Source organism: Streptomyces sp. NPDC001156 (assembly GCF_053598275.1).
In genome coordinates this window covers 50942-62311 of record NZ_JBSFJX010000043.1, presented here as the reverse complement: position 1 = coordinate 62311, position 11370 = coordinate 50942, and the positions used below count along the sequence as shown (strand labels likewise).

The following is an 11370-nucleotide window of genomic DNA, read 5'->3' as shown; positions in this document are numbered from 1 at the left end:
TCGCCAAGGGTGCCGGTGCGGGTCTGTCGAAGATCGGGGACATCAGCAAGGCGCTGAAGGGCGTCGGCAACATCGACATCCCCAAGCTCCCGGACAATGCGATCACGCTGCCCGAGGGTGCGCTGAAGCTGCCGGACGGCACCGTGCACCTGCCGGAGGGCGCGGTGGTCCCGGAGGGTGCGGTCAAGCTGCCGGACGGCAACTTCCAGTTGCCGCACGATGCGACGGTGCTGCCGGAGGGCAGCATGAAGCTGCCGACCGAGCACGGCGCCCCGGCGCAGTACCTGGACCCGCACGGCAACATCCTCGACGAGCACGGCGACGTGGTGCAGCACGCCGACGCCGCGCCGAAGGAGCCGGGCGGCACCGACCTCGACCCGCACGCCGGCTCGGACGTCCCGCATACACCCTCCCCGGTCAAGGAACCGGCCCTGGTCGGCGCGGGCACCCACACCGCGGAGCACGCGGGCCAGACGGTCCGGCTCGGCGACAGCGCGGGTCATGACCTCGGCGACGTGGGCCGCACGGGCGACGACGCGGCGGTGCACGTGGGCGGCGAGAACGTCCCGACCGTGCACGCGGGCGGGGACAACATCCCGACCGTGCACGCCGGGGGGCATGACCTGCCCGGCGGCCATGCGGGTGATCACCTCCCCGGCGGTCAGACGGGCGACCACCTACCGGGCGGAAGTGCCCATGAGCACGGCGCGGGTCCCTCGGCCGGCCACGAACCTCCTTCCGGCCACACGGGCGGCCATACGGACGGTTCCGGTGGGTCCGGCCATGACGGCCATACCACTGGTGGACATGACGGCCATTCGCAAGGGACGGGCCACACCCCCCCTGACCCCGTCCCGCATGAGGGTCCTGCGGTTGGAGCAGGCCACACATCGAGTGATGGCGCGGGCCAAGGAGCCGCAGGGGAAGGCCATAGCGGGCCTGGCAATGGTCACGAGCCCCCGAAGGTCGACTACAGCGAGGGACACGAAAGGGTTTCCGTGCCGACCGGCCCCATGCAGCCGGAACATGAGGCGCAGGTCGCTGAGCAACTCGCACGCGCCAAGATGGCGCCTCAGGACATTGAGAAGTCCCTCGCTGGACTTCGTAAGAGCGAATACGGCGCTGGAATCGCCAAGTACATCAGTGACGGAAACCTGGCCGATCTCCCTGGGTACAAGGACCTTCTGTCCCAGTGCAAGCAAGTCACCAAGGCCAGCGACATGACGCCTGCGGTTTACATGGCGATGGAACACGCAACGGATCTACAGGCGCATGGCGTCGAAGGGCTCGCGCTGGAACTGAAGAAGCCCGAACAAGGCCTGGACCTGGATGTGCTTGTCAGGTCCGGTGAGCGAATCGAGTACGGTGCACAGCTCAAGGACGTGCAGAGCGTGAGTGGTATCAATAGTGCGACGAAAGGTATCGCAGAGAAGCAGCTGGCAGGAATGATTGACGGTCAGAAGGTGGCGATCCTGGACATTCACGACACCAAAGTGGCGTTGACCGATAAGATTCTCGGGCGTGTTGCATACCGCGCTAGGATCACGAACGCCACCTTCGTGCTGAGGTTCGAGGACGGATCGATTACCGTTCCGGCCAACGGCCCCACGTATCCGTAAGGGAATATCTATGTCCATCCTCATGCGCGCACCGCGCGAATGTGCGTCCTGGTTCTGGGACCTGGAGGATTATGCGGAGCCGGGGTTGCGATCGGCACTCATGACCGCTGCCCGAATGTCCGCCGTCCTGCAGAAATACGACCTGTTGGAGCCGAGCGTCCTGGAATGGGGTTGGTTCATTCCAGAACTGGGAGGAAAGGCTGCAACGACAAGTGTTCCAATCATGGCGTCAGTCGATCACGAGCAGGTTGCCCAGCGCGTTGATCAGATGCGTCCTGTCGGGTTTCCTGCGGCGGAATTGGGTGACCTCCACGTGGCGGGGAGCGGTGTGTGGCTGGACGAGTATGGTGTGCCGCACCGTGAGTATCGTGTCGTGGAATTGAGCGTCTCCCCGGAGCCTGTTGGCCTCTCGGCCGAAGTTTCTGTCTACCATGACATCTGGGGCCCGTTCGACTTCCGTGGTGCCCCGCATCCGGAAGTTCACCAGCAGAACGCTCCGCGACTCGCTGCGGCGCTGAAGGAGCTGGAGGAATTGCTGGGTGTGATCGCGGAGCCCGGTGAACCGACGTACTTCGGAAGTGCCGAAGGATACGGTGTCAGAGCTCCTGAGACGGTGGGTGGACGTGGTCCGGACCTGACCGATCAGCTATGAAACCCGCACGTACGGCGAGATGGTCCCACAGGGAGTCTCGAGTCCGACCTCGACGCCGAGCCGTTCCTGTCGCCGGCCTCAGCACGCTCGACGCCCTCGACGAGGGGGCCGAAGGCCGGATCACGTATTACGCGAAGATCAGCGACAGGTACCCACGGAGCAATCCGCGTGGGATCGTGCGACGGCGACTCGTCGGACGGGAGGCAGAGGCGCATGACGAGGCCTTCACCCGGAACCTTCGCTGGGAACCCACCGAGTACCTGCGTCTCTACGAACTGGGACACAACGGCGTCGATCACGTGGAGATCTCCGAACGGGAGACTGCCGTGTTCATCGAGTCGGCGACCGAGAGGCTAACGGGTAAGCACTGACGAGCGCTGTGCCGGCTCGGTCCGTCACCTGGACTCGGGGCTCAGCGCTCGAACTAACCGCGCGTGGTGGAGCGGGACCGCCAGAGGTCGCGGAGCAGCGCGATCTCGGCCATGTGGTGGATGAATTCCAGGTTGGAGCCCCACAGGACGGCGGCGTACGGATCGTCGGGGTCTGAGCCGTACGGGTACTGCGAGAAGCCGATCGTGTCGAGCTGCTCGTCGGTCACGGTGGCGACGCTGTCTCGCCAGCGGTCCATCACCGCCCAGAATCGCTCGACGGCCAGGGCAGCGGTGGGGGAGAAGTCGACCAGCAGTTTCGGGTCCTGGCGCCGTTCACCGAAGGTCCATTCCCATCCGCCCGCGAAGCAGAAGTGCAGGTGTCCCAGCCGCCACGCGATGGTGGTGACCGGTGTCTCGTCGGGCTCCGGCGGGCCGATGTGGCGGAGGACCTGTTCGACCCGTTCGACGCTCACGCCCCAGTCGTCGGCGATCTTGGCGACGGTCATGCCGCCGGCAGCCTGCCGGGCAACCTCGGCGTACTCGCTCGCCGGGATCTCCGGGGCGCCTTGATCGAGCACCCAGTCGCCTGGCCCGAACGCCCTGGGCGTCGCCGCCTCGGCGCGGCGCCGGATCGACCAACTGCCGGGTGCCGGCTCCCACAGGTACTCCTCGTCGCTGAGCCCCGTCAGCCGCACCTGGGCCGTCTCCCTGGCGCAGTCGAACTGGTCGAGCAGCAAGCCCAAACGGTCGGTCCGTACGCGCTCAGTCTCCATGTCCGGCTCCCTTCGCGGTCCCGTACCTCGCCACGCTCAGGCGGAGGCTAACGACTCACGCTCACGGGGCGCGACAGATTTCCGTGCCCAAGGCGACAGGCCATGGCCGCCTCCGGAGTTGGCGCGTGCCAAGGAGCCACGTGACGTGGTTCTGGGAAGCTGGACCACGTGAGGTGCCGACGGCCCATGCCGCCCTGCATAAGCACGGTTTCGCGGTTGGAGCTTCAGGCGTCCGCGTGTCCGTGTCGGAGGCAGAGGCGACCAACAGCCGACTGTTCGAGGGTGAGTTGAGGTCGAAGTGACAGGCTGGAAGTCGATGTCATCTGATGCGCGCAGCCGCTTATTGGCTTCGGCGTGGGACGAGTGGGGAAAGAACCCGGCTCGTGCCGTGGGCGCGGTCACCCTCAACGTTCCGACGAACGTGTTCACGGGGGGCGGGCGGTGCGGCTTCCGGATCGGTCAAGGCTGTAGATCCGACGACGTTCGTCAGAAAGGTCACGGGCACCGGTCGTGACATGTCCGACGGACCGCCCGGCTCCCGGTCCGGGCGGTCGCCCGCATCGTTCATCCCGCGCCGTCGGAACCCCCGCTCGCCCGCGCCGCGTTCACCCGCTTGATGCCGACCAGCACCCGGTAGCGCTCCCGCGCCGCGAACTCCGCCGGCTCCCAGACCGCCGGCCGGCCCATCTCGGCACACAGGTGCAGCACCCGTCCCTCGCCCACCCGCACCCCGACATGGGCGCCGTACGGGTCGGCGGTGGCGTTGAACAGCATCAGATCGAGCGGCCGGGCGGCGGACACCCGGACCGTGGCCCGCGTGTCCGTCCACAGGTCGCTCGAGCGCAGGGCGGGTGGGGTCAGGCCGAAGTGCCGGAGTACCTCGTAGGCGAACAGCTGGCAGTTCGCACCCGCCGCAAGGCTCGGGCGCGCGGCCACCGCCGGCGACCCCGGGAAGCGGGAGCCCACGTAGGGAACGCTCCAGAAGGCGGACGGCAGGTCGCGGAGCACCGGATCCATGGCCCCATCATGCAAGGGCCCTCGGATCCGCCGTTGCCGTGCGGGAAGGGCGCCGGGCGGGCACCGCCTGTCAGTCCTTTTCGGTAGCGTCGGATCATGACCCAGGAGGCGAGTCGGGCGGGGCAGGCGGGTGCCGGTGAGCGGCGCCTGGCCGTGCTGGAGGGTGTGCTCGAGCGCATCACGTACGCCAACGAGGAGAACGGATACACCGTCGCCCGCGTCGACACCGGCCGCGGCGCCGGTGATCTGCTCACCGTCGTGGGCGCGCTCCTCGGTGCCCAGGTCGGGGAGTCGCTGAGGATGGAGGGGCGCTGGGGCTCCCACCCCCAGTACGGCAAGCAGTTCACCGTGGAGAACTACACGACGCTCCTGCCGGCCACCGTCCAGGGCATCCGCCGCTACCTCGGCTCGGGTCTCGTGAAGGGCATCGGCCCCGTCTTCGCCGACCGCATCACCCAGCACTTCGGGCTCGACACCCTGCAGATCATCGAGGAGGAGCCCAAGCGGCTCATCGAGGTGCCGGGCCTCGGCCCGAAGCGGACCAAGAAGATCGCCGACGCCTGGGAGGAGCAGAAGGCGATCAAGGAGGTCATGCTGTTCCTCCAGACCGTCGAGGTCTCCACGTCCATCGCCGTGCGCATCTACAAGAAGTACGGCGACGCCTCCATCTCCGTCGTCAAGAACCACCCCTACCGCCTCGCCGCCGACGTCTGGGGCATCGGATTCCTCACCGCCGACCGGATCGCCCAGTCCGTCGGCATCCCGCACGACAGCCCGGAGCGCGTGAAGGCCGGTCTCCAGTACGCCCTGTCGCAGTCCACCGACCAGGGGCACTGCTACCTCCCCGAGGAGCGGCTGATCGCGGACGCGGTCAAGCTGCTCCAGGTCGACACCGGGCTCGTCATCGAGTGCCTGGCCGAGCTGGCGGCGCCCCCCGAGGACGACTCGGACCCCGGTGTCGTACGGGAACGGGTACCGGGACCGGACGGAGGGGATCCCGTCACCGCCGTCTACCTCGTCCCCTTCCACCGCGCCGAGCTCTCCCTCTCCGCCCAGCTGCTGCGTCTCCTGCGGACGGAGGACGACCGGATGCCCGCCTTCCGGGACGTGGCGTGGGACAAGGCGCTGGGCTGGCTCAAGGGCCGCACGGGAGCCGAGCTGGCGCCCGAGCAGGAGGAGGCGGTACGGCTGGCGCTGACCGAGAAGGTCGCCGTCCTGACCGGCGGTCCCGGCTGCGGCAAGTCCTTCACCGTACGGTCCATCGTCGAGCTCGCCCGGGCCAAGCGGGCCAAGGTCGTGCTCGCCGCCCCGACAGGGCGCGCCGCCAAGCGGCTCTCCGAGCTCACGGGTGCCGAGGCCTCCACCGTCCACCGGCTGCTCGAACTGAAGCCCGGCGGTGATGCCGCATACGACAGGGACCGTCCCCTCGACGCCGATCTGGTCGTCGTCGACGAGGCCTCGATGCTCGACCTGCTGCTCGCCAACAAGCTGGTCAAGGCCGTGGCACCGGGTGCCCATCTCCTCTTCGTCGGCGACGTGGACCAGCTCCCGAGCGTCGGCGCGGGAGAGGTCCTCAGGGATCTGCTCGCCGACGGGAGCCCCATCCCTGCCGTCCGCCTCACCCGCGTCTTCCGCCAGGCCCAGCAGTCGGGCGTGGTCACCAACGCGCACCGCATCAACTCCGGGCAGCACCCGCTCACCGACGGTCTGAAGGACTTCTTCCTCTTCGTGGAGGACGACACCGAGGAGGCCGGCCGGCTCACGGTGGACGTGGCGGCGCGGCGGATCCCGTCCCGGTTCGGGCTCGACCCACGCCGGGATGTGCAGGTGCTCGCGCCGATGCACCGGGGACCCACCGGCGCGGGCACCCTGAACGGGCTGCTCCAGCAGGCGATCACCCCTGCCCGCCCCGACCTGCAGGAGAAGCGGTTCGGCGGCCGGGTCTTCCGTGTCGGCGACAAGGTCACCCAGATTCGCAACAACTACGAAAAAGGGAAAAACGGTGTCTTCAACGGCACCGTGGGCGTGGTCACCTCGCTCGACCCGGTCGATCAGCGCCTCATGGTGCTGACGGACGAGGACGAGGAGGTCCCGTACGAGTTCGACGAGCTGGACGAGCTGGCACACGCCTACGCGGTGACCATCCACCGCTCCCAGGGCAGTGAGTATCCGGCCGTGGTGATTCCGGTGACCACCGGGGCGTGGATGATGCTCCAGCGGAACCTGCTGTACACCGCGGTGACCCGCGCCAAGAAGCTGGTCGTGCTCGTCGGTTCACGCAAGGCGATCGGACAGGCGGTGCGTACGGTGTCGGCGGGCCGGCGCGGCACGGCCCTGGATTACCGGTTGTCCCCGAGACGCCTCAAGGACTGAGCCCGGGCATCCCGGTTCCAGACCGCCCGGGGGTCCCGGAAGGGCGGGGTCCGGACCCGTCTCCGGAGCCCCGCAAGGGCAGACTCCAGACCGTCCCCGAGGCCCTCCGGGGCCCGAGTTGCAGGCCTCCCGACGGCAATCCAAAAAAATGATCGATCAAACGAGTCGCAAAGGTCACAGAGCACTTCCGGAACCACGCGGAGGCGGGCAGGATGAGCAGGTTGACGGCACTCAGTGCCGCCGATAAGCCCAAGGGTCGACCCCGAGTGCACTCTCCTGCGCCAAATGGGGGATGGTAGAGACAGTCAGGGCACCTCGAAGATGAGGCACTACGTCGGTGAGGGAAGACGTGAGCGACAACTCTGTAGTACTGCGGTACGACGGCGGCGAGTACACCTACCCGGTGGTCGACAGCACCGTCGGTGACAAGGGCTTCGACATCGGGAAGCTCCGCGCCCAGACCGGTCTGGTCACCCTGGACAGCGGTTACGGCAACACCGCCGCATATAAATCCGCCATCACCTACCTCGACGGCGAGCAGGGCATTCTCCGGTACCGCGGCTACCCGATCGAACAGCTGGCCGAGCGCTCCACCTTCGTGGAGGTCGCCTACCTGCTGATCAACGGTGAGCTGCCGTCCGTCGACGAGCTCTCCGCCTTCAAGAACGAGATCACGCAGCACACCCTGCTGCACGAGGATGTCAAGAACTTCTACACGGGCTTCCCGCGCGACGCGCACCCGATGGCGATGCTCTCCTCGGTGGTCTCCGCGCTGTCCACGTTCTACCAGGACAGCCACAACCCCTTCGACGAGAAGCAGCGCAACCTCTCCACGATCCGCCTGCTCGCCAAGCTGCCGACGATCGCCGCGTACGCCTACAAGAAGTCGATCGGGCACCCCTTCGTCTACCCGCGCAACGACCTCGGCTACGTCGAGAACTTCCTGCGCATGACCTTCTCCGTCCCCGCGCAGGAGTACGACCTCGACCCGGTCGTCGTCTCCGCGCTGGACAAGCTGCTCATCCTGCACGCGGACCACGAGCAGAACTGCTCGACCTCCACGGTCCGGCTGGTCGGCTCCTCGCAGGCCAACATGTTCGCCTCGATCTCGGCCGGCATCAACGCGCTGTGGGGCCCGCTGCACGGCGGTGCCAACCAGTCCGTCCTGGAGATGCTCGAGGGCATCCGTGACTCCGGCAACGACGTCGACACCTTCATCCGCAAGGTGAAGAACAAGGAGGAAGGCGTCCGCCTGATGGGCTTCGGCCACCGGGTCTACAAGAACTTCGACCCGCGCGCCAAGATCATCAAGGCCGCCGCGCACGATGTGCTCTCCGCCCTCGGCAAGGAGGACGAGCTCCTCGACATCGCCCTCAAGCTGGAGGAGCACGCGCTGTCCGACGACTACTTCGTCGAGCGCAAGCTCTACCCGAACGTGGACTTCTACACCGGCCTGATCTACCGCGCGATGGGCTTCCCGACCGAGATGTTCACGGTCCTGTTCGCCCTCGGCCGGCTGCCGGGCTGGATCGCCCAGTGGCACGAGATGATCAAGGAGCCGGGCTCGCGTATCGGCCGTCCGCGCCAGATCTACACGGGCGTGGTCGAGCGCGACTTCGTTCCGGTCGAGGAGCGCTGAGTATTTCCGCGTACGTGAGGCGTATGTCTCTGTGTACGTAAGGCGTACGTCGTCGTAGAGCGGCGTACGCCTGGTGCGTGTTGCGCGTCATGCAATAAGCGGAAGGCGCCCTGCAGACGGTCCCCCCACGGGCCGGCACACAGGGCGCCTTCCCATGTCCCGGTGCGGATTCCCCCCACGGGATCCGGCCGGGCGTCTGCGGGACAGCGCCTGAATCGCTGCGAGCAAAACGAGCACAACTCGGCGTACCACTGCGATGCGGTCTGCCGGGACGCGTACCGACGGGAGGGCCGCTCAAAGCTCCCCGGTGTACGTGCCCCGGCAACGCAGTTCCTGGGAACGTCCCCCAAGACATCCCCAGATGTCAGTCACGCCCCCCAAGACGCTTCTGACATCGCCAACTTAGACTCACGAACCCTTCCGCTGGTTACGTTCACATCATTGTGATCTGCGTCTCTTGCATATGTCCTGAAGGTGCGCAAGAGCCCCGAAATGGCGATCGAGGCTCCAGCGTAAGGATGATGCGCGAGCCTTGTGAAGAGCTTATGTGAGGCACGCCTCGGACTCTAGAGGGGCTGCGGCTCTTGCGTCAGGAGAACGTCCGGAGCCGAAGGCTGTTCGTGACGACGAACACCGAGGAGAACGCCATGGCCGCACCGGCAATCATGGGGTTGAGGAGCCCGGCGGCGGCCAGCGGCAGAGCGGCCACGTTGTATCCGAACGCCCACACGAGGTTTCCCTTGATCGTGGCAAGCGTCCGCCGCGACAGCCGGATCGCGTCCGCGGCCACCCGCAGATCACCGCGCACCAGCGTGAGATCGCTGGCCTCGATCGCCGCGTCCGTGCCGGTACCCATGGCGAGGCCCAGATCGGCGGTGGCGAGCGCGGCGGCGTCGTTGACGCCGTCACCGACCATGGCGACCGTCCGCCCCTCGGCCTTGAGGCGCCGGACGACCTCGACCTTGTCCTGGGGCAGCACCTCGGCGATCACCTCGCCCGCGTCGATGCCGACGGCGCGCGCCACGGCCTCCGCCACCGCCCGGTTGTCACCGGTCAGCAGGACCGGCTTCAGCCCGAGCGCGCGCAGTTCCCGTACGGCTTCGGCACTGCTCTCCTTGACCGCGTCGGCGACGGTGAGTACGCCCAGGGCCACGCCGTCCCGGGCCACCACGACGGCCGTACGCCCCTCTGTCTCGGCCCCGGCCTTCGCCCGGCCCAGGGAGGCAGGGAGGGTGCCCGAGAAGCGGCCCACGGTGACCTCGTGCCCTTCCAGGCGCCCGCGGACGCCCAGCCCGGGGACGTTCTCGAAGCCCTCCACCTCAGGAAGGCCGCCGACGCGCTCCTGGGCGCCCGCCGCGATCGCCTGGGCGATGGGGTGCTCGGAGGCGTGCTCCAGGGCGCCTGCGAGCCGCAGGACCTCCTTCTCGTCGGCGTCCTCGGCGGAGTACACCCCCTGGAGGGTCATGCGTCCGGTGGTGACCGTGCCGGTCTTGTCCAGGAGCACCGTGTCGATCCGGCGTGTGGACTCCAGAACCTCCGGGCCCTTGATGAGGATGCCCAGCTGGGCGCCGCGGCCCGTGCCCACCATCAGCGCGGTCGGGGTGGCCAGGCCCAGCGCACAGGGGCAGGCGATGATCAGCACCGCGACGGCCGCGGTGAACGCGGCCACCATGTCGCCGGTGACACCGAGCCACACCCCGAACGTGCCCAGGGCGATGAGCAGCACGACGGGGACGAAGATCCCGGAGACGCGGTCGGCGAGCCGCTGCACCTCGGCCTTACCGTTCTGTGCGTCCTCGACGAGCCGCGCCATCCGCGCCAGCTGTGTGTCGGCGCCGACCCGGGTCGCCTCGACCACCAGCCGGCCCCCCACGTTCACGGTCGCACCGGTCACGGTGTCGCCGGCCGCCACGTCGACCGGCACCGACTCCCCGGTCAGCATGGAGACGTCGACCGCTGAGACACCCTCGACGACCGTCCCGTCCGTGGCGATCTTCTCGCCGGGCCGTACGACGAACCGGTCGCCGACGGCCAGCCGCGCCACCGGAATGCGTACTTCACGAGCGACGGCCCGTTGCGTGCCATCGCCGTCACCCTGGAGCGCGTCGCGCCCGCTCTCCTCGTAGCGCAGGACCGCCACGTCCTTCGCGCCGAGTTCCAGCAGCGCCTTCAGTGCCGCGCCCGCGCGCCGCTTGGAGCGGTCTTCCAGATAGCGGCCGAGCAGGATGAGCGCGACGACTCCGGCCGCCACTTCGAGATAGATGGTCGAGGAGCCGTCGGTGCGCGAGACGGTGAGGTCGAAGCCGTGACGCATGCCGGGCATCCCGGCATCTCCCCAGAACAGCGCCCACAGGGACCAGCCGAACGCGGCGAGCGTGCCGACCGAGACCAGGGTGTCCATGGTCGCGGCGCCGTGCCGGGCGTTGGTGAACGCGGCCCTGTGGAACGGCAGTCCGCCCCATACGACGACGGGAGCGGCCAGCGTGAGTGAGAGCCACTGCCAGTTGTCGAACTGCAGGGCCGGGACCATTGAGAGCAGCACGACGGGCAGGGCGAGCAGCGCCGAGACGGTGAGGCGCTGACGGAGGGCGGCCGACTCGGGGTCCCGGCCGCCGCCGTCGGTCTCCTTGGGCCCGTCGGCCGCTTCGGGCCGGGGCGGCGGGGGTTCTTCCGCGGTATAGCCGGTCTTCACCACCGTGGCGATCAGGTCGGCGACCTCGATCCCCGGGGCGTACGCGACCTTCGCCTTCTCCGTCGCGAAGTTCACCGTGGCGGTGACGCCGTCCATGCGGTTGAGCTTCTTCTCGACCCGGGCCGCGCAGGAGGCACAGGTCATGCCGCCGATGGTGAGCTCGACCTCGGCGAGTGCGGCGACCTCTGTAGGGGCGGGTGCTGTGGTGCTGGTCATGTCCGGACTCCAGACAAC

General features: G+C 68.1%; 7 protein-coding genes and 1 pseudogene. 5 read left to right on the top strand and 3 right to left on the bottom strand.

All coding sequences use genetic code 11. The annotated features are described in order from the left end of the window. The 3 genes and pseudogenes from ACWDA7_RS21680 to ACWDA7_RS21670 all read left to right on the top strand — a co-directional run. Positions 1-1619 (top strand): annotated as a pseudogene (locus ACWDA7_RS21680) (hypothetical protein); the annotation flags it as partial. Positions 1620-1629: 10 nt separating this feature from the next. Next, positions 1630-2271: a hypothetical protein gene (locus ACWDA7_RS21675; RefSeq protein ID WP_450605869.1), complete on the top strand. Its 642-nt coding sequence runs from the start codon at positions 1630-1632 to the stop codon at positions 2269-2271. A 176-nt stretch (positions 2272-2447) separates the two neighbouring features. Then, a complete protein-coding gene (locus ACWDA7_RS21670) occupies positions 2448-2642 on the top strand; it encodes a hypothetical protein (protein ID WP_450605868.1) in 195 nt (64 codons plus the stop codon). 53 nt (positions 2643-2695) lie between these two features. Here ACWDA7_RS21670 and ACWDA7_RS21665 read toward each other — a convergent pair whose 3' ends face one another. Together ACWDA7_RS21665 and ACWDA7_RS21660 are read right to left on the bottom strand one after the other, a co-directional pair. Then, positions 2696-3415: a DinB family protein gene (locus ACWDA7_RS21665; RefSeq protein WP_450605867.1), complete on the bottom strand. Its 720-nt coding sequence runs from the start codon at positions 3413-3415 to the stop codon at positions 2696-2698. A 564-nt stretch (positions 3416-3979) separates the two neighbouring features. Continuing rightward, positions 3980-4432 carry a hydrolase gene (locus tag ACWDA7_RS21660; RefSeq protein WP_450605866.1) on the bottom strand — a complete coding sequence of 151 codons (453 nt, stop codon included), beginning with the start codon at positions 4430-4432 and terminating at the stop codon, positions 3980-3982. Positions 4433-4528: 96 nt separating this feature from the next. On the opposite strand from ACWDA7_RS21660, the gene recD2 reads away from it, so the two are divergent. Further along, on the top strand, positions 4529-6805 hold the full coding sequence (recD2, locus tag ACWDA7_RS21655) for an SF1B family DNA helicase RecD2 (RefSeq protein ID WP_450605865.1): 2277 nt from the start codon (positions 4529-4531) through the stop codon (positions 6803-6805). Positions 6806-7154: 349 nt separating this feature from the next. Next, complete coding sequence (locus ACWDA7_RS21650; RefSeq protein ID WP_450605864.1) at positions 7155-8444, top strand: citrate synthase; 1290 nt, start codon at positions 7155-7157, stop codon at positions 8442-8444. Between the two features lie 589 nt (positions 8445-9033). Here the strand turns inward: ACWDA7_RS21650 and ACWDA7_RS21645 are convergent. Next, positions 9034-11352, bottom strand: coding sequence for a heavy metal translocating P-type ATPase (locus ACWDA7_RS21645; RefSeq protein WP_450605863.1), 2319 nt, complete (start codon positions 11350-11352; stop codon positions 9034-9036). Positions 11353-11370: the final 18 nt, after the last annotated feature.

What these genes read in the sequence shown, in the direction of transcription:
- ACWDA7_RS21675 (WP_450605869.1), top strand. Translation starts at nt 1,630, where the DNA reads ATGTCCATCCTCATGCGCGCACCGCGCGAATGTGCGTCCTGGTTCTGG.
- ACWDA7_RS21665 (WP_450605867.1), bottom strand. Translation starts at nt 3,415, where the DNA reads ATGGAGACTGAGCGCGTACGGACCGACCGTTTGGGCTTGCTGCTCGAC.
- ACWDA7_RS21660 (WP_450605866.1), bottom strand. Translation starts at nt 4,432, where the DNA reads ATGGATCCGGTGCTCCGCGACCTGCCGTCCGCCTTCTGGAGCGTTCCC.
- recD2 (WP_450605865.1), top strand. Translation starts at nt 4,529, where the DNA reads ATGACCCAGGAGGCGAGTCGGGCGGGGCAGGCGGGTGCCGGTGAGCGG.
- ACWDA7_RS21645 (WP_450605863.1), bottom strand. Translation starts at nt 11,352, where the DNA reads ATGACCAGCACCACAGCACCCGCCCCTACAGAGGTCGCCGCACTCGCC.